Here is a 21,146-nt window from a genome sequence, read left to right on the forward strand (position 1 = left end):
TTTTGGCCGAAACCAAGTTTAGTTTCTATTCTACAGTTGGAATGTAAAGCCCTTGTTAAGTTGCTGATAGTTCCCAAAAAATCCCACAATTAATCAGAATGTCGCAATGTCTTCATATTTTTACGTGATAAACGGCTTGTCGTCAGGTCTGGTTTGGAATAGGCTAAAGAAAGACTAGCTTCAACATAGAAAGGACGCGAAATAATTGCGAGCCCAAACCTATTTACTGAGCTTTATGCTGATTGGCATGTTGTTTTTGACTGCCTGCGGCCAAGGCATTGATAACCCATTGAATTGGGAAACAGAAGAATTCACATTCACCGACCATAATGATGAAGACTTCGGATCCAGCGACCTCGAAGGAAAGGTCTGGCTGGCCGATTTTGTCTTCACTAGTTGCACAACGGTCTGCCTACCGATGATGGCGAATATGAAAGGCGTCCAGGAAGAACTTCAGGCGCAAGGACTTGATGTCGAGATCGTGTCATTCAGCGTAGACCCGACTGTCGACACACCGGAAATCTTGAAATCATATGCGGAAAACTACGATGTCGATTTGACCAGCTGGCATTTACTGACCGGCTATTCCCAAGAGGAAATTGCTGACTTTGCACTCGAGAACTTCAAAGCCATTGCCCAGAAGCCTCAAGATGATACGCAAGTAATCCACGGCACTTCTTTTTACTTGGTGAATCACGAAGGCGTCATTATGAAAGACTATGATGGACTGAACCCGCCGGTTGAAGACATCGTGCGCGATGCGGAGATCCTCGTCGAGGAGGCGGAAGGATGAAACGCAAGCCGCTGGTCATAGCTGCCGTACTTGTGCTCTTGGCTGCTGCGGCTGTCTGGTTTTTCATGCCTCAGGAAAATGAGCCTTCCGCACAAAGCCGTATTGTGCTTGAACATACGCATCGTACGTTTATTGCGCCGTCTTGTTTTGAACAATCCGACCCAACGAATTTCCTGGAAGAATCGACGCTCGGCCAAGCACAGGAATTGAATTACCCCCCGCATTCTGAATGTACAGAAAAAGCATTCCAAAGCAATCAGGACAGCCCGGCCATCCGGCTATTGAAAGAGCTAGGGCTGATGGAAAAAACACAAACCGATTGGTGACACGGCAGGGCTGCGGCTCTGCCTTTTGCTATTTCAGCAAGCGCACGCAGACAGGCGTAACCGTCTCGACCCTATCGACTGTTTCGCCTGGCATGCCGTCTTCGCCGATGCGCTTGACGGCGATCGTCCCCGAGCCTTCATGGGCGATGACGATCCATGGGCTATTTGGCACCAGCGTAAAATGCCTTGGCCCCGCTCCGCCGGCATCCGCATGGCCTACCGCTTCGAGTAAGCCTTGTGCGACCCGGAACACCGCTATGCTGTCTTGGCCCCGGTTAGACACATAGACGAATCGTCCGTCTGTCGATACAGCGATTTCAGCAGCCGTATTGTCTCCTGTGAACTGTTTTGGCAACGCCGAGATATTCTGCCTTTCTTTCAAGTCACGGCCTTCGAGTGCATATACCGAAACCGTCGAATTGAGTTCATTGACCCCGTATACATAGGCTTCGGACGGATGAACCGCTAGATGCCTCGGCCCTGCACCGGGTGCTGTCTTGGTCACTGCTTCTTGTTCCAGTTTTCCGGAATGCAAATCGAGACGGTAGCGGACAATTGCATCCGTTCCGAGATCGGAAACAAAAAAGCGATTCGTCCCTGGCAGTTGAAGCGCCGAATGCGGATGGGCGGCATCTTGCCGGTCTGCATCTGCCCCGCTCCCTTCATGGTGTTTCGAATCGGCCATTTCACCGATCGAGCCATCTGACCGTAAGGGATGAACGGTGACATTCGCTCCGGAATACGTGACGGAAACCACCCATTGCCCATCTTCATCGATCGTAATGTGGGCAGGATGGTCGCCCCCAGCAGGCTGGCGATTCAGCTCTTGGATCAGGCCTTTTTGAGGGTTTAGCCAATAGGCTACGACCTCCCCGTCTCCAGTTTCGCTGACGGCTGTAAAACTCGTGCCGTTCGGATGAACCGCGAGAAATGAAGGGCGTTCCACTCCAGGAATTTCAGCTTTTTTCGCCAACTTCCCCGTAACAGGCTCTAATTCCCAAAGCGTGATGCCTGCCTGTTCGGCAGATGCATAAGACCCACTAACTATGTATGTACTGCTCATCCTATCCCTCCTTTTGGTTTTGCCGTCGCTCTCGCACCAATCATTCATCTGCCTGCAATGTAAAGTTTCGCTAGATTTTTCACTTTCCTCTTCAATTCATCCATTCAGTGCGGTAAAGTGGTGGAATGAATGAGATATTTTAATTAGAAAGAGAGTGGTTGCGTTGAATTTTCCTTTGTCCGTCCGCGAGAAAAGCATCGTCTGCACAGGGTTTATGGGAGCTGGAAAAACGACAGTCGGCAAGCTTTTGGCCCGCCGCCTTTACCGCGATTTCATCGACATCGATGAAGAAATTGAAAAGGCATTCGGCATGCCGATCCCGGAAATTTTTAACGTTTACGGTGAACAGGCATTTCGCGACAAAGAACGGGAATTGATCAAAGCTTTTGGCAGCCAACCTCTGCTTGTGATTTCTGTTGGGGGAGGCGCGTTTCTTCAAGAAGAAAACCGCCGTAATTGCCTAGCTAATTGCACCGTCTTGTACTTCGATATTTCCTGGGATTCCTGGAAAGAACGTATTCACATCCTGACTGAAACACGGCCGCTGTTGAAAGATAAGACCCTTCAGGAGATGGAACAGCTTTTCCGTGAGCGTCAATCGATTTATGCAGCCAACCACTCCGAATTCCGAGTCGATAATTTTGAAGCGATGGACGCTGCTGATTATTTGGCTGACTCATTAAAAATGTCATGGGATATTCACGCGCCCCAGCCGTGATAGGTGTGCAAAAACCCGCCATTCAACAGTTGAATGGCGGGTTTTTTATTATCCATATTGCGCTTTCGCAAGGTCGAATAATCCCGCTTCTTTCAAATAACTTTCCGGTGCCAAAAACGTCACGGTGACGACGCCTGGATGGCGGCCGATTTCGATTGATCCTGTTACCGTGGCGCGGTTCATGATTTCTGGCACCGTAACGCCAAATAAATCTGCAGCGCGTTGCAGGCCATTTTCTGTCGCATCGTTTAAAGTCGGCCCCGAACCGACAAAGGAAATCGGCCATGAATCTTCCAGTTTTTCCACGCCAAAACGTTCAGCCAGTTCTTGGGCGGAGGCTTTTTCAGCTTCCGTGAATGGTTTTGCGGTATAAGGCAAATCCTCGACATTCGGGAACAGAATCGGCCCAGCATTTCCGAGTCCTTTCAACACATGCACTTGCAAATGGCTGATACCCGATACATCGGAAGTATGCCCCGCAATTTCGCCGTCGCCTTGCATAGCGTGCATATCCCCCAAATAGACACCCCCACCTTTCACTTTGACGGGGCATACAAGTACTGCCCCAGCCCGCACGCGACTGATATCCATATGGCCATCTGTCCGGTGCGTTTCAAGTTCTTCTTGCGTGCTCGTGTATTCATGGGGTGCCCCAACAAGAAACGAGCCGAAATCGCCCGCATTATGTGAATCGGGTGTTGGTCGGGAAGGCGTCGTACCTAGCTGGCCAAGAAACGGGCGCATGCGTGCGATCGTGCCGACCAAATCATGCGGCGCAAAGGTGACCACGGGATTTTGCACCGAATGCTCGGGCGTTTTCATATATTCCTTGCCGTCTTGTGCAATGGTTTCGGCCGCTTGTTTCGACACCGTAATGCCCACATCGCCTTTGTCGCTGAACGTCATGGTGTAACCGTGCGTAAATTCGAACGGGCTGACATCTTCTCCGCAATTGGCACAGCGAATTGCCCCGCTGCCGACGCCTTGGATAATCGTTTCGGGATACAAGGTTCCACATCCCGGGCACTTCACAGCTACAAACGGATCGCCTAGGAAGCGTCCTTCGATTGGCTTGTCATTGCCAGAAGCCGTCGCAAGCGATGTCACTTCCACCGACTTGATGCGGATGACGATCGCATCTCCCGGTTCTGCCCCTTCAACTTGAACCGGCTGCGTCACTTCATGGCCGCCCCGGATGCACGGCGTGATCATCGGGCCCCAGCATCCCGGTGCCGTATGGGCAATAATATGCCCGCCGTCTTTCACCGGGCCAAGCATTTCTTTATCAGGGTCGAGCACCCCGTTGACATAACGGTTGACCAATAAAGTATCGACAGCATTCTCAGACATTCGACAGCCTCCCTTTTCTATATTTTCTAAATTATATGACAAAAGGACTTTATATTCAATGAAGATTCAAAAATGCCCGAAGAACAAATAAGTTCTTCGGGCATTTCTTCAACTCCAGAAATACAATAAGGCCTGTACGAACACTTGCATCATCACATAGAAAGCAATCGCGAATTTTAAATTAAAGCGCAAGCCATTGCGGATGCCGCTCAAGCCGTTCACGCTGCTCAAGATGATCACGGGCATAACAAAGGGTGACAAGATGATCGAAATAACACTGCCCGAGGTCACTGCCAGTACGACCAATTCAGGCGGAAACGGCAGCACGGCCGATTCCAATACCCCTGTTACGAGAACGATGACCGGCAACGGCCCAAGCCCGATGAATCCCAAGAAGATGACGATAAACGGAATCAGAAATAGCAAGTTCAAAAATGGCACATGGCCAGTCAAATAATTCATCGCACCGATGACATAGTCACCGACTGCAGATTGATTGAGCGCATAGATAAGCAAGCCGGCAGCAAGCAAGATACTGAACTGCTGGGCTTGCCTCGAGACGCCTTCCCGATAATAAATCGCTGCTTCACGTGCATAATTCCCTGGTCGTTTTTTGATCAGGAAGTACAGGAAAGTCCAGACAAGAATAACTAGCGGAATGACGACGAGAAAATCAGCACCTGTCCATTCGTGAATGATGAAAATCGTGCCGAACAACGAGATGAATAGAAAACAAAATTCGGCGACGTCTTTGTTCCACTTGCCAGCGTTGCGAGAGTTCGCCACCGCCTTATCGATTTCATTCGTCAGCACGGCCGAGAAGTCTTTGCCGTAGCGTTTCTCATCGGCCGTTGCAAAGGCAACCGACAGCAAAGTGCCGGCAATGGCTGCGCCGAGCCCGAGCAGCATCGACTTCCACAACACCGCATCCATCGCGCCGACCGCGAAGATAAAACTTGGAATGCTGATGACCCACATCGTCGACAACGCGAAGCCGCGAAGGATGGCCGTGCCTTTATAATTTTCCCACGCTTCGTCTTTATGGTCTTTTAGGAAAGAATCGATGAACTTGTACATCATCGGCACAACCCCGAACAATAGGAAATGCGAGATAATTTGCGTCATGCCCATCAACCCGCCATAAAAGGTCTGGCTTTTGTTCAGCCATTTATTGCCGAAGCTCATAATCTCCTCGATATATGGCTCTTCCCGGAGCACCCAGCTGATCATCGGAACGATCAACAAAAGCGCAATGAGACTTTCCATCTGGACAAGCGCCAACTGGAAATTTCGCCAAAAATCATCGCTCGTCGACCACAACACCGCGAGCGCTGTAATGGTCAGAAACGTTTGAAGCTGCAGTTTGCGAAGCGGAAGTACGCCGAAAGCAAACGCCAAACTGAAAAATCCAGCAATCGGCAACAAGATCTCCGTCCACGGATCAGCAAGAAAATAATGAAGAAAATGAAGAACGGCGTATATCAGTACAGATAAAGTAAATCCTTGTTTCGCTAATGCCTTCATCTGCAAGCCCTCCTTCCGTAGTTGGTAAATTGTTTAAAACACATACCGACCATTTTACACGTTTTGCTTTGTCGCTGCGGGAATAGAGGCTTGCTTTTTCCGAGAAAGGCCACATTTTCATTGTTCTGAAATTTTTCTCAACTAATTTGTTTACAATAGCCAATAAGTGGAAGACAAAGAATAAGAAAAAATAATTTTAAAAGTTGTTTTTATTTTCAGTCATTTGTATGATATGCTCTAGCCACACGAAGAACACCCCCTTTTACAAAGACTCAGCATTCGCTGATTTTCCGGGGTATTTGACGCTTAGATCCGCTGTTTCCACCAGGCTGGATTGCCATTGATATTTTATTTTACTGGAGGGCTAGTAATGGGAATCACAAGGAGTTTTTTTATCGCATTGTCCAATAATCGGCTATTGAATAGCGGAGCCAAAAAATGGGGATTTCAGCTGGGTGCCGCAAAGGTCGTTGCTGGAACCGATATTCCGAATATGATGGCGTCCGTCCGCGCATTGAACGAGGATGGGATCTCTGCCACGATTGACCGGCTCGGGGAATTTGTCACCAGCCGCAAAGAAGCCACGCAGGCTAAAGAGGAAATTATTCAAACAGCTGAAGCGATCACAGCAGCTGGAGTGGATGCACATTTGTCCGTTAAATTGACCCAGATTGGGCTCGATATCGACAACCAGTTCTGTTTAGAAAACATCCGTGAAATAGCGGCCGAAGCAGAGAAGCGCGGAATTTACGTGAACTTGGATATGGAAAACTACGAACATCTTCAACCCACACTCGATATATTGCATACTTTAAAAAAGGAGTTCGACAGCGTAGGAACGGTTATACAAGCCTATCTATTCCGTTCCGAGCAAGACTTGGACGCACTCCAAAACACCAGACTGCGACTGGTCAAAGGCGCTTATCAGGAAAGTGAACAAGTGGCGTTCCAATCTGCAGAGGAAGTCGACGCCAATTTTCTCAAGCTGATCAAACTGCGGCTCGACCAACCGGTGTTCACATCGATCGCCACACATGATCATCACATTATTAACGCAGCAATTGACTATATTAACGAACAAGACATTCCAAAAGACCGCTTCGAATTCCAGATGCTCTACGGCTTCCGGACGGATTTATTAAAAGAGCTGTCGGAAGATTACCAAGTAACATCTTACGTGCCGTTCGGCCAAGACTGGTATGGCTATTTCATGAGACGCCTTGCTGAAAGGCCACAGAACATTCAATTGGTTTTAAAAGGCGCCCTTCCCAAAACATCTTGAAACCGAAAAGCAGCCCGGGGGCTATGCCCGGGCTGCTTTTATTATTTAAGCGGGCGCGCGTAAACTGGCGGCAATTCCGCCAACAAGCGCTTCCGGTACTGTTCGTATTGCTCAGGCAATTTTAACTCAGTGCCGAGTGCATCCGGGCTTTCGTCAATCGTAAAGCCGGGTGGGTCAGTGGCCATTTCAAATAACAGGTCGCCATATTCACGGAAATAAATGGAACGGAAGTAATTACGGTCCTGTACTGGCGTGACACCAAGTCCATATGCTTCGATGCGGTTTTTCCATTCCAATTGATCCACGTCATCATCCGCCCGGAAGGCGATGTGATGGACCGTGCCGACACCCATTTGACCCGCACCAACTCGCGTCTGCTTGATGTCCAATGTATTGCCAAGCGTCCCCTCCGATACTAAGCGAACGTAATCGCCTTGCTCTTCTTGACGGGAAAAGCCAATTACGTTGTCTAATAGCTCTTCGGTTTTGGCTGCATTGGCGGTGAATAAGACAGCTCCGGCCACCCCTTTGATCGCATTGTCTTTGGTAATCCCGCCGCCGGTCCATCCACTTGTTTGGCCCATTTCACGTTCAACCAACTCCAGCTGAAGGCCATGGGGATCTGCAAATTTCAAATAAGTCTCACCAAAGCGGACATGTTCTTCAAAGCTTACACGATGACTTTCAAGCCGATTGCGCCAGAAAGACAATGCGCCTTCTGGGACTGCAAAAGCCGTGACACCGACTTGGCCATCACCGACTTTCCCCTGATAAGCTTTGCCCCACGGGAAAAAGGTCATGATGGTGCCAGGTGCTCCCTGATCGTTTCCGAAATACAAATGGTAAGTACCCGGGTCGTCGAAATTCACCGTCTTCTTGACGAGACGCATGCCGAGCACTCCCGCGTAAAAATCGGTGTTCTCCTGCGCTTCTCCAACAATCGCTGTAATATGATGAATGCCTTTTGTTCTTTCGCCCATTTGTCTTCTCTCCTTTTTGATACCCTTATCCTATCAAGCGGATGCTATGCGTTCAAGTTCAATCCGGCATCTGGTTTTTTCGTTCTCGCTGTTGTTTTTTGGTGAGCTTCTCAGCCTCTTTCAAATCTTCTATATCCTGTTCCTTACTTTCTTCAATGTCTGCTTTCTCGCGGCGTTCTTTTTCTTGCTGCTCTGCTGAGAAATCTTCGTCATCTTCCACGATGTCTTTTTGGTTCTCCTTCAGCTCTTCTACTTTCTCCATCTCTTCCTCGTACTGCTCTTCCACTTCCGAGGTGGATGGCAAGAACGGCTCGTCGTTGAAATCCGTCCGTTTGCCGTAGCGCAGCATTTCGTAGATGATCATGCCGTTGTTTGGCATGCCATTTGCCGTTTTCATCGGAACGGCATCAAACAGCACAAAATAGAAACCGTAGAACACAAACCGGTTCCAGAATGTCTCGTATTGATCCAAAACGCCGTTAGCGACCAGTGCATTGACAACAATCGCCACAATGACATTCGCCAAAATTGGGCCAGCGTAGAGGATTATATATGCGAATTTACTTTGCCTTTTTAAATCATCATAGGCAAACCAACTATATAAGTGATAATACTTCCTCACGTCAAACATACCAATTTTGAAGGCACGAGGACCTGAACCGATTGTTAAACGCGGATTCTTTGCGCCAAGCAAGGCACTGACGATTAAATATCCTGCTTCCCGGATAAAAACAACGACCGGTAAGATGATGAATGCAGATATGACCAATGCGATCAAATCGCTCAATCCGAACATGAAATCCCCTCCTTCAATTCCAAAATGACCTATCGGCCTCTCACTTAGATACCCGATTTGACTACCACTGAACCCCCAAAACCTTACAGAACCATTTCAATTTCATGACAGTGAATCTTTTGAGGAGCCACCCGGCACATGGTAGGATGGCAATAAGCTTGATTGAAATTTCGGTGTATTCTACCGTGCAGAGGATGAACGCCATGAAACGCAAACAGCCAGTTCCCAAGAAACTAATCGCCCTTCTTACAGTGGCCTTTCTTGCCTGCGCGGGGTTTGTCCTCGCCAGCCATTTAAAAGAAGATGAGACAGCGGCGCCGGTCATCGGGTCGGCTATTTACAGTCCGCCCCCAAACATTGCGGAAATCGCTGCCCACGTGGAAGTGGTTAAAGACGTTCGTTACCACGCATCCGATAATGCTTTTTTGGATTTCTATTATCCAAAAGACGCCACTGGCCCCTTACCTGTTATCCTATGGATTCACGGCGGCGGTTTTATCGGCGGATCGAAAGACAGCCGGCAAGATTATGGCATGACGCTCGCGAACGCCGGCTATTTGGTCGCCAATATCGACTACGCCTTGGCACCAACCCAATTGTATCCAGGCCCCGTTATCCAAGCGAATGAAGCTTTGAGTTTCTTGAACGGGACTGCCGCACAATATGGCGGGGATATGGAAAGGATCTTTATCGGCGGGGATTCTGCTGGCGCACAAATTGCCAGTCAGCTGGCAGCCCTGCAATCCAATCCAGCTCTTGCAGAGACAATGGATTTGGCGCCGGCTGTCACTGCCGAGCAATTGCGCGGGGCCTTATTGTTCTGTGGATTATACGATATGGCCACCGTCCGCGAGTCGGGCTTCCCGAATATCGACTTTTTCTTGAACGCCTATACGGGAGCCGAAAGTTTCGAGACTTTTGGCAGCATCCACGAGCTGTCTACCATTCAGCACGTGACATCTGCTTATCCGGACGTTTTCATATCAGCCGGTGACGCCGATCCGCTTGAGCCACAATCGGTAGCACTGGCCGGCAGTCTGCGCCTCAAAGGTGTCGATGTCACTGAGGTCTTTTTCCGTGGCACTGATAAAAACCTGAAGCACGAATATCAATACGCCTTGGATACGAACGATGGCCAGGAAACTCTCCAGAAAACCTTAGAGTTCCTGCTTGAAGAAAGCCAAGTGCAAAAATAAAAGCTGTCCTACCGCATAAAGCAGTGGGACAGCTTTTCTATTGCTTAATGGGGCGTGACCGTTTGGCTGGATTGGACAGCTTGCGCCTCGCGCTTTCTTTTGCGTGACGGCAGCATATGGAAGACCACATTCAATCCGATCGCCGTCAAACTTCCGGCAACGATGCCGTTGCTGGTCAGGATCTGAACACCGGCCGGCAATAACGCGAACAATTCCGGAACGACGGTTACGCCCAGGCCGAGGCCAACAGAACAAGCGACGATCATGGAATTTTCCTGCGACTCCGAGATGACGCCGCTCAGCATTTTGATGCCTTGCGCGATGACCATGCCGAACATCGCGATCATCGCACCACCAAGGACGGGCGTCGGAATGATTGTAGTCATAGCGCCGATTTTCGGAACGAATCCGAGCACAATTAACATGATCGCCGCGATAAAGATAATTTTGCGCGATTTCACACCAGACATTTGAATCAAGCCGACATTTTGCGAGTAAGCCGTGTAGGGAAAGGCATTGAATATCCCACCAAGGAAAATGGCCAAACCTTCTGACCGGTAGCCCTTCGCCAAGTCTTTCTCTTTGATTTCTTTTTTCGTAATATCGCTTAGTGCGAAATAGACTCCCGTCGATTCCACCAGCGACACGAGCGCTACGAGAATCATCGTAAGAATCGCAGACCATTCAAAGGTCGGCATGCCGAAATAAAAAGGTTGCACCATATGGAAGTAAGATGCTTCTGCAATTGGGCTGAAATCAACTTTCCCCATGAACCAAGCTGCTACTGTTCCGCCAATCAAGCCAAGAAGAATCGATACGGCACGCATAAAGCCGCGCGAAAACTTATAAATGAAAATGATGAAGGCCAAAGTGCCGAAGGACAAAGCAATATTCGAGAGTGAACCAAAATCCTCAGCGCCTTGCCCGCCACCCATATTATTGATAGCGACTGGGATGAGCGTTATGCCGATAATGGTGACCACTGAACCCGTGACGACTGGCGGGAAAAAGCGTACGAGGCTGCCGAAAAAGCCGGAAACGGCAATGACAAACAAGCCCGAAACGAGGATCGACCCGTAAATTGCCGAGATGCCATATTGGCCGCCAATGGCAATCATTGGACCCACTGCCGTAAAGGTACAACCGAGCACTACCGGCAAGCCGATGCCGAAATAACGCGAGTTGAATACTTGCAGCAGCGTTGCGACCCCGCATAATAAAATATCGATCGACACTAGATAAGTCAATTGTTCAGACGTCAATCCAAGTGCTGCCCCGACAATCAACGGCACGAGAATCGCTCCCGCGTACATCGCCAACACGTGTTGCAGCCCGAGTGCCGCTTCCCCGAAAGCTTTTTTCATCAGTTCGGCACCTCCCCGTAAAATTCTACGTGGCCCGGTTCCATCCATTTGATGTTCGCCAAGGTCTCAACCCGTATGCCTTTGTCACGCAGTAATTTCCCCCCTGGCTGGAAGCCTTTTTCGATGACGATGCCGATGCCTGCACATTCAGCGCCAGCCTGTTCGACGATATCGAGCAAGCCCAGTGCTGCTTGTCCATTCGCTAGGAAATCGTCAATGATCATCACGACATCGTCTTTCCCTAGAAAATCACGAGACACAGAGATATCGTTCGTTTCATTTTTGGTAAAAGAGTGGACGGGGGCTGTATATAATCCATCTATCAAGGTCAGCGATTTGCGCTTTCTCGCAAATACTACCGGCACGCCGAGCGAAAGTCCCGCCATGACCGCCGGCGCGATGCCAGACGATTCGATCGTCAAAATTTTTGTAATGCCCGCCGCCTTAAAGCGGGAAGCAAATTCTTCCCCAATCGCCTTCATCAAGGCCGGGTCAATCTGATGGTTTAAAAATGAATCGACTTTCAGGACCGCTTCGGATAATACCCGGCCGTCCGTTAAAATTTTCTCTTCTAATTGCTTCATGTTTTCCGCTCCTTTTCCCGCATCCCCCGAAAAAAAGCCCGGAGGACGCGCATCCAATCATAACCATGAGTGGAGCAAGGTCCTCCGGGCTTTCCCGAAAGGAAACGCAAAAGGAAGCCGCGCTAAAAATAGGCGGTTTCTTTTCGTTCCATTGCTTCCCATAGTCAGTCCGTTTACGGCGGACCGGTAGAAACTTGCGGGCCATATTCCCGCTATTATATGAGTGAATATTCTTTTGAATGCATTTATTATAGCATGCCCATATGGCCATTCAAGAGTCGCATCAATTAAAAAACTATTCAGAATCAGTTGTCGCTTTTGCCCACCTCACGCATATGCTTGTTCAGTTCGGCGCGGATCCGGTCCGGAATCGGTTCGCTTTGCTGCTGCGACAAATTAAAGTTTACATAGACGGCACGGTTCCTAGCGCACAGGCGGCCTTCTTGATACAATTCTTCATACAACTCGAGGCTGCTATTGCCCATACGTTCGACCCAAGTATGGACTTCGGCGTCTTTGCCGAAAAACGCTTGGCCCGTGAATTCGAGTGTTGTTTTGACGATGACCATTTTCCACTTGGCGAAATCATGGTCCGGCGTGAACAGTTCAAATAGCGGATTGCGCCCCGCCTCGAACCAGACCGGTAAAGTTGTATTATTGATATGGCCGACCGCATCTGTTTCCGATACACGAGGGGTAATGATGGTTTTGTACATGCCTACACTCCTTCAGGTTTGAGGGATTGAAAAAAAGCGTCTCCTAAAGAGACGCTTTTTTCTTACTTGCGTTTTTTGGTCGCGCGGCCGAGGATAAATGCCCCTGCCAAAGCTCCAATAGCGATATTGTTCTTTTTGGTGAAAACTTGTTTGACTACCAAATTCAAGTTTTGCGGGCGCTCTGCTAGGCGTCTCATGAAATAGGCATACCAGTCATCGCCGAATGGCACGTATGTGCAGAAGTTATAGCCTTTATTGGCAAGTTCCCGCTGCAGTTCTTTGCGGAATCCGTAAAGCATCTGGAATTCAAATTTATCGTATGAAATATCATGTTCTTTGATGAAAGCCTCGACATGATTGATGATGTGATGGTCATGTGTTGCGATCGACGTGAATTTGCCGTTCAGCAAATGATATTCAATCAGCTTGATGAAGTTCTCATCGATTTCCTCACGTGTCTGGTAAGCTACATCCGCGGGCTCTTTGTAAGCGCCTTTGACGATGCGCAGACGGAAGTCTTTATGTTCCTGTAAATCGTCCATGGCACGGAAAAAATAGGCTTGGATGACGGTCCCAACATTATCGTAGTCTTTCGAAAGCGTATTCAAAAGATCGTAGGAAGGCTGGACATGACCGAAATCTTCCATATCGATATTGATGTGCATATGATAATTATGGGCAAGTGCGACAATGTCTTTTAAGTTTTCCAGGCAGAAATCATAATCGATATCCAAGCCGAGCTGTGTCGGTTTTAAGGAAATATGGGCATCGACTTTATTCTTATGGATCGCTTCGATCATATCCATGATGTTCTCTTTCGCTTCGAGCGCGGCTTCTTTCTCGAATACGAATTCACCCAAATTGTCGACTGTCGCGCTAATGCCTTGCGCGTTCAAACTACGGATACTTTTAATGGTCTCTTCGATATTGGTTCCTGCCACTACGGTTTGGGCACCCAATTTCAAGCCGTACTTTTTGGCCGCAGCCGTAAGGAGACGGTTTTGAGACAAGCCGATAAACACATCTTTTAACATTGATTTCCCTCCTGATACCATTCAACTGCGTTGATTTCAACAGTCCCAAAAAGGCCATGCCTCGAACGTTGTCAACTTCCTTCATTGTAGTCGTTTTTCTACCACTATGCATCATAATTTTTTAACAGTTTGCAGTGTTTGAAATACTTTTTTAAAACCAAGTCAAAATATAGACAAAAGTGCCGGAATCGCTGGGGATTTCGGCACTCACAACTTCATTTATTCAATTGCCAAAAAGAATAATTCAAGCCGAGTGCAAACGCCACCCATACGATATAAGGCACCATCAAACGACCAGCCAATTTGTCGATTTGGTAAAATTCATAAGCTGTCCAGATGATCGTGCCGAGAAGCGCCGCCATTTCAATGAGCGCAGTGCCGCGCAGCCCCCACTTGAAGAACAAAAACGACCACAGGAAATTCAAGCCGAGTTGAAGTTCGTAGGGGTTCATCACTTGTCGCTCCCGGCCCTGTGGTTTGGCTATTTCCTGGGCACGGTATTTCGCGAGGCCCATCATTTTGTAAAGCGCCGTCCAGACGACCGGAAACACCCACCCCGGCGGCGCGAATGAAGGCCTTTTTAGCCGATCGTATTGTTCGCGGGTACTTCTATTGGCAAGCGCCCCGACAATTGAGCCGCCAACGACCGGCACGAGTATGCTTGCCGAAAGATTCCTTATCTTTATGCGCTCATTGACTGATACAACTTCCATGAGGTCTCCTCCTTTTTCTAATAGCCTCGCTCTTCTCGCCTTTTGTCGACTTTGTATGTGAACTCCAATTCAACCGTGGTCTCGGGCTGGAGTCGGATGACAAATTCCACTTTTGAACTGTTTTTCCGTTCATAATCGTGGCTGGACGATTCCATTTCCCAAATAGGCTCGAAAATAACGTGTTCGACCAGTAAACGGATGCTTTCCTTCTTTTCATTTTCGATTCTGTAAACATAAGTGATGTACTCATGAACACCCTGTTTTTCGCGCAATTTTTCATAACTATTGCTCGTGATGTCCACTGCTTTTCCAATATGGATGCAGAAGTTTTTCCCAGGGGCCGTATGCGCGATTCGGTCTTCTCCTGCAAAAAGCGCTTCTTCCGACTCTCCGGTTTCATATACTTTAACGAGTCCTGCAGGAAGAGGAATGCCTAACCCGTTTTCAACGGTATTGGAAAATTCCAGTTTGATGTCGGCATGCGTATCGCCTGAACACACTTGATACATTCTTTTAAACTCCGCTCCATGCGCCGAGAACAGCGACAATTGCTTAAGTTGTTCATTCATGACGGTGACTGGGCGACTCACGGCATAAACGAAGCGATCGGTTAAAGCTTGCGCCGGCTTATTCGGTTCATGCATGCGCGAATAGACGATCATTGAATCGCCGTTATTCACCTCTTCTTCCCGTTGGACCTCCCCCGCCACTAACGTGAGTTTCGCTTTTTCATAATGTGCACCGCTGCGATTCAGGATTTTCACCCAGCCATCAAACCGAAATTCATGCTCTTTGATTTCCATCGTGTAGTGGGCATGCCATTCCAGGCTCTTCGTTAAATACGACACTTGAATTTCTTGATCCAGGACGACTGGCGCTATTTTCCAGACGAGCGCCGGCTTCAACAACAAGCCTTCAGAGAGAGCAGGAAGGATTAGCTCACCGACTGGGTCGATGACAATTTCTTTCGTATCGGTCCGCTCGCCGATGATGCATTCCGACACGCTGAGCAGCCGCATCTCCAGTTCTTCCCCGGTCTCGCTGTTTCGCACATGGACGTTGCGATCGATATAACGTTCCAACAACTTGCCTTTACTGACTAAATCATAGTCATAATTCTGCTCAAGGATTTCAAGCCCTTTTACGACGATGGAGTCCGTCTCTACACGTTCCGCAACATCCAGAAATTGAACTTCCTCTGTCAGGCCATCTGATGTTACAAGACGGCTCTCTCGCACAAGCGCAAACCCTCCGTTATATGCCGCAACCGATAAACTTTTTCGTCCATTTCGTGTAGACTGCAGTTTCATGGCACACGCTCCTTGTTGAATCGATTATTCACCCTGGCCAGGCCTTTCTCTCACCTTAGCACATCTGAGTGGCAACCGACTATAATTTAACTGAATAATCAGTCATTATTTCACAAGAAAAACCCACTCCGGAATTCATCTTCCGAAATGGGTTTTTAAATACGCAATGGTTTGCAAGCGCGCCGCGTCTGTTAGCGGCGATTTCTTTTCGTGGACCAATTCTCCGTAGAGCAACTCCCCCAGAAAGCGGACCTCACCTTCCACTGCCGTTCCAGTTTCCGCATCGGCCACTTTCAATTGGATGTAGAGTGATTGGCCTTGCTCTACGTAATCAATAATTTGCACTCTGACTGTCATTAGAACAAACCAAGCGCTTGGCCGTCTTCCGCCACATCCATATTGAGTGCAGCAGGCGATTTTGGCAGGCCTGGCATGGTCATGATATCTCCAGTCAGGCAGACGATGAATCCTGCCCCGAGCTTCGGGATCAGTTCGCGGATCGTCACCGTGAAGCCTTCAGGGCGCCCGAGCAGTTTCGGCTGGTCAGATAAGGAATACTGTGTTTTCGCCATGCAGATCGGCAACGCATCCCAGCCGTATTTCTTCAGTTCGGCCAATTGCTTCTGTGCTTTATCCGTCAACTGGACATCCGCGCCGCCGTATACTTTTTGCACGATTGTCCGCAGTTTTTCTTCGACGGCATCTTCTTCTGTGTACAGGTATTTGAAATCAGCGCCTGTATCGAGTTGTCGTTTAACGAGTTGTGCAAGTTCGAGCCCACCGGCACCGCCATTCGCCCATACTTCCGTCAGCGCAATCGCGACTTGTTCCGCTTTTGCCCAGTCCATCACTTGCGCGAGTTCCGTATCGCTATCGCCATTGAAACGGTTGAGCGCTACGACCGGCTCTATGCCAAATTGACGGATCGTCTCTACATGCTTCGCTAAATTGACGATGCCGCGGCGCACCGCATCCGCATCTTCTGCGCCAAGCTCTTTTTTGTCGACGCCGCCGTGCATTTTCAACGCCCGCACTGTCGCAACGATAACGACCGCATCCGGATGAAAGCCGCCTTTGCGTGATTTGATGTGCATGAATTTCTCAGCGCCGAGGTCTGCTCCGAATCCTGCTTCCGTGACGACAACATCCGCCAGATTCCTAGCCGTATTCGTCGCCATCAAGGAATTGCAGCCATGGGCAATGTTCGCAAACGGGCCGCCGTGAATGATCGCTGGCGTCCCTTCAATTGTCTGTACAAGATTCGGTTTGAATGCTTCTTTCAATAATAAGGCAAGCGCGCCTTGTGCTTCCAGATCCCTGACCGTTACCGGCTCGCGGTCATAGGTATAGCCGATGACCATGCGCGCCAAGCGTTCCTTTAAATCTTCTCGTGACGTAGCGAGGCATAGCACCGCCATGATTTCTGATGCGACTGTGATATCAAAGCCGTCTTCTCGCGGCACGCCTTGCGCCGGGCCGCCGAGGCCGATCGTCACGTGGCGCAGCGCCCGGTCGTTCATGTCCAACGCACGCTTCCAAGTGATGCGCCGCGGATCGATTTTGAGCGTGTTGCCCTGATGCAAATGGTTGTCGATCAATGCGGCGAGCGCGTTGTTCGCTGTCGTAATGGCGTGAATATCGCCTGTGAAATGAAGATTGATGTCTTCCATCGGCAACACTTGTGCAAAGCCGCCGCCTGTCGCGCCGCCTTTGACACCCATGACCGGCCCGAGAGAAGGTTCGCGAAGCGCCACCATGACCGACTCGCCGCTTTGTTTCAATGCATCCGCCAAGCCGACGGTAACCGTTGATTTCCCTTCGCCTGCCGGTGTCGGGCTAATCGCTGTTACCAGCACCACTTTCCCGTCAGCATTGGTTTTCGGCAGTTTATCCACATCGATTTTCGCCTTGTATTTCCCGTATAATTCCAAAGCGTCTTCCGCAATCCCAGCGCGCTGTGCAATTTCTTGGATCGGCCGGATAGCCGCTTGTTTTGCAATCGTCAAATCGGTCATCGCCATGCATAGTCCCAACTTTCAATTTTTCTTCCCATTATAAACGGGATGCCGGAAAACACAAGCCAGCCCTCCGCAAGAGAATTGCGCCGCCAACTAAAAAAACGCACCCAAAATCAGGTGCGTTTTCATCAAAAGCGCATTTCTTCAATGACCAAGAGTTCTGGAAAATCTGCTTCGATGCGGTCTTGCAGTTCATACTCTTCCAACAAATCATAAAGTCCTTCATCTTCCAGCTTTAAAAACCGCGGGGTCTCCGGTTCGTCGTAATGGAAAAACTCCACAATGTATTTTTTCCGGCTGTTTCGGGCAATGCTGTAGACTTTAAAGCTTTCGTATTCCACCGCTTGGCCAATCTCTTGGCACGCCAATACTGTTTCCGGATCCATCTTATCGAGATGCATATAAAGAAAAGCTTCCGAACGCGTTTGTTCCGCTGAAATGGCCGCCATCTTATCGCTATGCCGGTTGATAAACCGCTCCGATAGGTCTTGGTGGAACGTTAGCGTCTCCCACTCCACTTGGCCTCGATGCTTTTCAATAAACCGTTCTGTTAGCTTTTGTCCGCGAGTCACTGCAAGCCAATCAACTTTATCCGCATGGCGGTCAATCAAGCTCATTGGCAACTTCTGACGATCGCTGAGCAGTTGCCAATCCAACCGGTCCTGATGCTTCTCAATGAACATCGGCGATAGGCGTTTCGTAGAGACAAGCCGCCAATATTCCCGCTCATCAAAAGGACGGCCATGCGTTTTCAAAGCTTTCAGCTGTTTAGCGGACAACTGATTTTCTTGAACCTGCCATTTTTCCGAAGTAGAAAACTCTTCCAAAAAGCGCTCCGATAATTGCTGATGAATAAGGACTTCATCCCAGTAAAGAAAGCCGCTATATTGACGGATAAACCCTTCGGACAATTGCTGGTGCTTGGAGACTTCCTGCCAATAGACATTGCGTGCCTGGTCAGCCAGAAATTGTTCCGCTAAGGGTTCTGCTTCACTGATTTTTTTCCATGCGATTGAACGTTTGCTCTCTATCCCTTTTTCTTCCATCAATTGCTCTAGGCTATCAAACATGAAAACCACTCTTTTCTGAAAAAGTATTATGTACCATATTAACACGCCTGGCCGTATAGTGAAAAAAGCCTGCCCACCGGTTTTATCGGTGCGCAGGCTATGATTGGCGTATGGCTTATTTTTGTTGATTCTGTTCGTCGAGGTTTCTGGCATTATCTGCAAAAGCCTGTTGTTCTTCACGCAACTCTTGCTCGCGGCGCTCTTCTTCCAGTCTTTCTTTGTTTTTGTCTCTTGCCATGTAGATCCCTCCTTATGTCTTATCCCTCGTATTCCCGTTCTTTGAGAACTCAAACAAGTAATCTCCTCCACGTCATTCGCTTGGTTTTTTAACAATCGCCACCGTGCAGCGCGACACGCAAATCAGGCGTTCTTCTTCGTCGACGATTTTAATATCCCAAATCATCGTCGTGCGCCCTTTGTGGAGCGGCGTGCCAATCGCTGTTACAACGCCGTCTTGTTTTCCGCGAATGTGGTTGGCATTGATCTCCAATCCGACCGCGATTTCGCGGGCCTGGTCAATCGCGTGCCAGGTGCCAAAACTGGCCACTGTTTCCGCGAGTACGACCGATGCCCCGCCATGCAGTAAACCGAACGGCTGGTGCGTCGCCGCATGCACAGGCATCGTCGCGACGATCCGTTCCCCGGATTGCTCGGTCAGTTCGATCCCGAGCACTCCCATGATGGTCTCTTCCACCGGCTTCATCTTTACCATGTTTGCCCTCTTTTCTTGCCGCCTTGTTAAGACGACAATTGTTTGTATTGTTCGCGCAATAAAAATTTCTGGATCTTGCCGCTTGCGTTACGTGGCAATTCGTCGACGAAACGGTACGAACGCGGCCGTTTGTAGCGCGCGAGATTTTCGTGATTGACGCAGTATGCTTCCAGTTCCTGCTCCGTGAGCGAGTGATCTTTTGAGACGACAAAAGCAAGTACAGATTCGCCCCATTTCTCATCCGGTATGCCAAGCACTGCCACATCCTGGACTTTGTCGTGCCCATGGAGCGCATCTTCCACTTCGCGCGGGTAAATATTTTCCCCGCCACTGATAATCATATCATCGACGCGGTCGGCCACGTACAGATAGCCTTGTTCATCTAAATAGCCAAGGTCACTCGAGTGATACCAGCCTTTATAAAGCGCTTTTTCTGTCGCATCTTCCCGCTGGAAATACCCCGCCATCATGCTCGGGCCGCGTACGATGATTTCACCGACTTCAAACGGCGCAAGCACTTCATCAGGTTCCGACGGTCCGTCTTCATTCGGCCGGACGACTCGGATTTCATGATTATAGGCAGGCTGCCCAGCAGATCCTGCTTTTTTCAATTGGTCTTCTTCCGCCAAAAAGGTGATGGCCGGGCCCATTTCTGTCTGCCCATAAGCTTGAATCAACTCTATGCCAAGAACTGCCTTGACGCGTTTAACGAGCACCGGTGCCATTGGAGCAGCGCCGTACAAACCACGCGTTAGTGTCTTCACTTTTTGCTGGGCACCATCGATTTCAGCGATCATGCTCCACATCGTTGGCACTGCAAACATCACCGTAACCTGTTCTTGTTCAATGGTATCCAGTGCCAGGAACGGATCGAATTGGTGCATGATGATACTCGATGCCCCCGCCTGGACACGCGGGATGATATTGCAATGCAATTCCGCACAATGAAACATCGGCGCCGCGACCAAACCAATATCGTTCTTTGTCGTCTTAAGCATCGCAATGCACGTCATACTCTGTTCGGCCATGCTCCGGTGCCGGTGAATAACGCCTTTTGGCCGCCCTGTCGTTCCGCTCGTATACATAATGGCGTAGGTATCCGATTCATCTACTTCAACACTTGGGTCTTCTGCCGGGGCCTCCGCGACTTGTTCATGATAATTCTTGGCAAAGGATGGCGTGTTGCCATCGATCGTCCAGAACTGGACGGCTGGAAACTGCGGCGCAATCGTTTCTACAACCCCCTCAAGCACTTCTTCGAACAACACCACTTCAGGCTTGGCGTCTTCTAGGATAAAGGCCAGTTCTTCGGCCTTAAGCCGGAAATTAATCGGGTTGAAAATCGCGCCGATTTTGGCGCAGGCAAATAATGTAGTCGCCAACTCTTGGTTATTGAAAAGATACGTAGAAACACGATCTCCTTTAGCAACGCCAGCTGCCGTCAGCGCATTCGCCAAGCGATAGACATCCTCTTGCCACTGAGCATAAGTCCAGCGCCGATTTCTTCTTAAGTCGACAAACGCTTCACGTTCCGGGTGCAAGGAAACCGTATGATCAAATATACTGCCGAGTGTCGCATACATTATTTTTTCCTCCC

General features: G+C 49.2%; 22 protein-coding genes and 1 riboswitch. Of the genes, 5 read left to right on the plus strand and 17 right to left on the minus strand.

The features are described 5' to 3' along the window. The first annotated feature begins 235 nt into the window (after positions 1-235). Entirely contained in the window at positions 236-793 is a 558-nt protein-coding gene (locus AY633_RS12935; protein WP_068488846.1) for an SCO family protein, read from the plus strand. Beyond that, positions 790-1,119 (plus strand): hypothetical protein, encoded by a 330-nt coding sequence (locus AY633_RS12940; RefSeq protein ID WP_068488713.1) that lies wholly within the window; start codon positions 790-792, stop codon positions 1,117-1,119. Before AY633_RS12935 ends, AY633_RS12940 begins: the two co-directional genes overlap by 4 nt. A gap of 28 nt (positions 1,120-1,147) precedes the next feature. Here AY633_RS12940 and AY633_RS12945 read toward each other — a convergent pair whose 3' ends face one another. Continuing rightward, positions 1,148-2,182 carry a lactonase family protein gene (locus tag AY633_RS12945; RefSeq protein WP_068488714.1) on the minus strand — a complete coding sequence of 345 codons (1,035 nt, stop codon included), beginning with the start codon at positions 2,180-2,182 and terminating at the stop codon, positions 1,148-1,150. Between the two features lie 214 nt (positions 2,183-2,396). Here AY633_RS12945 and AY633_RS12950 point away from each other — a divergent pair, with 214 nt between their 5' ends. Then, entirely contained in the window at positions 2,397-2,900 is a 504-nt protein-coding gene (locus AY633_RS12950; protein ID WP_068488847.1) for a shikimate kinase, read from the plus strand. A 48-nt stretch (positions 2,901-2,948) separates the two neighbouring features. On the opposite strand, the gene AY633_RS12955 is transcribed toward AY633_RS12950, so the two are convergent. After that, complete coding sequence (locus AY633_RS12955) at positions 2,949-4,250, minus strand: acetamidase/formamidase family protein (protein WP_068488715.1); 1,302 nt, start codon at positions 4,248-4,250, stop codon at positions 2,949-2,951. Positions 4,251-4,358: 108 nt separating this feature from the next. Further along, positions 4,359-5,774 (minus strand): hypothetical protein, encoded by a 1,416-nt coding sequence (locus tag AY633_RS12960; RefSeq protein WP_068488716.1) that lies wholly within the window; start codon positions 5,772-5,774, stop codon positions 4,359-4,361. A 370-nt stretch (positions 5,775-6,144) separates the two neighbouring features. Between AY633_RS12960 and AY633_RS12965 the strand changes: the two genes are divergently transcribed. After that, complete coding sequence (locus AY633_RS12965) at positions 6,145-7,056, plus strand: proline dehydrogenase family protein (RefSeq protein WP_068488717.1); 912 nt, start codon at positions 6,145-6,147, stop codon at positions 7,054-7,056. Between the two features lie 41 nt (positions 7,057-7,097). Here AY633_RS12965 and AY633_RS12970 read toward each other — a convergent pair whose 3' ends face one another. Together AY633_RS12970 and AY633_RS12975 are read right to left on the minus strand one after the other, a co-directional pair. Further along, the gene (locus tag AY633_RS12970; RefSeq protein ID WP_068488718.1) at positions 7,098-8,036 is read right to left on the minus strand and encodes a ring-cleaving dioxygenase; all 939 of its coding nucleotides are present in this window, start codon (positions 8,034-8,036) and stop codon (positions 7,098-7,100) included. Between the two features lie 58 nt (positions 8,037-8,094). Then, on the minus strand, positions 8,095-8,832 hold the full coding sequence (locus AY633_RS12975) for a hypothetical protein (RefSeq protein WP_068488719.1): 738 nt from the start codon (positions 8,830-8,832) through the stop codon (positions 8,095-8,097). Between the two features lie 203 nt (positions 8,833-9,035). On the opposite strand from AY633_RS12975, the gene AY633_RS12980 reads away from it, so the two are divergent. Then, entirely contained in the window at positions 9,036-10,028 is a 993-nt protein-coding gene (locus tag AY633_RS12980) for an alpha/beta hydrolase (RefSeq protein ID WP_253183188.1), read from the plus strand. 44 nt (positions 10,029-10,072) lie between these two features. Here the strand turns inward: AY633_RS12980 and AY633_RS12985 are convergent, their stop codons facing one another. From AY633_RS12985 to AY633_RS13035, 12 genes are all read right to left on the minus strand, one after another. Beyond that, the gene (locus tag AY633_RS12985; RefSeq protein ID WP_068488720.1) at positions 10,073-11,392 is read right to left on the minus strand and encodes a nucleobase:cation symporter-2 family protein; all 1,320 of its coding nucleotides are present in this window, start codon (positions 11,390-11,392) and stop codon (positions 10,073-10,075) included. Further along, positions 11,392-11,976 carry a xanthine phosphoribosyltransferase gene (locus tag AY633_RS12990; RefSeq protein ID WP_068488721.1) on the minus strand — a complete coding sequence of 195 codons (585 nt, stop codon included), beginning with the start codon at positions 11,974-11,976 and terminating at the stop codon, positions 11,392-11,394. The genes AY633_RS12985 and AY633_RS12990 overlap by 1 nt, the downstream gene beginning before the upstream one ends. 141 nt (positions 11,977-12,117) lie before the next feature. After that, positions 12,118-12,219, minus strand: a riboswitch (purine riboswitch). 62 nt (positions 12,220-12,281) lie between these two features. Further along, positions 12,282-12,692 (minus strand): acyl-CoA thioesterase, encoded by a 411-nt coding sequence (locus AY633_RS12995; RefSeq protein WP_068488722.1) that lies wholly within the window; start codon positions 12,690-12,692, stop codon positions 12,282-12,284. Between the two features lie 62 nt (positions 12,693-12,754). Then, complete coding sequence (locus AY633_RS13000; protein WP_068460009.1) at positions 12,755-13,726, minus strand: proline dehydrogenase family protein; 972 nt, start codon at positions 13,724-13,726, stop codon at positions 12,755-12,757. A gap of 215 nt (positions 13,727-13,941) precedes the next feature. After that, entirely contained in the window at positions 13,942-14,439 is a 498-nt protein-coding gene (locus AY633_RS13005; protein ID WP_068488723.1) for a TspO/MBR family protein, read from the minus strand. Positions 14,440-14,456: 17 nt separating this feature from the next. Then, positions 14,457-15,749, minus strand: coding sequence for a DUF4139 domain-containing protein (locus AY633_RS13010; RefSeq protein WP_068488724.1), 1,293 nt, complete (start codon positions 15,747-15,749; stop codon positions 14,457-14,459). Positions 15,750-15,884: 135 nt separating this feature from the next. Further along, complete coding sequence (locus AY633_RS13015; RefSeq protein WP_068488725.1) at positions 15,885-16,106, minus strand: hypothetical protein; 222 nt, start codon at positions 16,104-16,106, stop codon at positions 15,885-15,887. Then, the gene (locus tag AY633_RS13020; RefSeq protein WP_068488726.1) at positions 16,106-17,770 is read right to left on the minus strand and encodes a formate--tetrahydrofolate ligase; all 1,665 of its coding nucleotides are present in this window, start codon (positions 17,768-17,770) and stop codon (positions 16,106-16,108) included. The genes AY633_RS13015 and AY633_RS13020 overlap by 1 nt, the downstream gene beginning before the upstream one ends. A 125-nt stretch (positions 17,771-17,895) precedes the next feature. Further along, positions 17,896-18,837, minus strand: a complete 942-nt coding sequence (locus AY633_RS13025) for a hypothetical protein (RefSeq protein ID WP_069577361.1) — start codon at positions 18,835-18,837, stop codon at positions 17,896-17,898. 115 nt (positions 18,838-18,952) lie between these two features. Beyond that, on the minus strand, positions 18,953-19,075 hold the full coding sequence (locus AY633_RS16830) for a hypothetical protein (protein ID WP_260804577.1): 123 nt from the start codon (positions 19,073-19,075) through the stop codon (positions 18,953-18,955). A 72-nt stretch (positions 19,076-19,147) separates the two neighbouring features. After that, positions 19,148-19,549, minus strand: a complete 402-nt coding sequence (locus tag AY633_RS13030; RefSeq protein WP_068488727.1) for a hotdog fold thioesterase — start codon at positions 19,547-19,549, stop codon at positions 19,148-19,150. 26 nt (positions 19,550-19,575) lie between these two features. Then, entirely contained in the window at positions 19,576-21,132 is a 1,557-nt protein-coding gene (locus AY633_RS13035) for a fatty acid--CoA ligase (protein ID WP_068488728.1), read from the minus strand. Between the last annotated feature and the right edge of the window lie 14 nt (positions 21,133-21,146).

The organism is Planococcus maritimus (assembly GCF_001592825.1).
Taxonomy (GTDB): domain Bacteria; phylum Bacillota; class Bacilli; order Bacillales_A; family Planococcaceae; genus Planococcus; species Planococcus maritimus_C.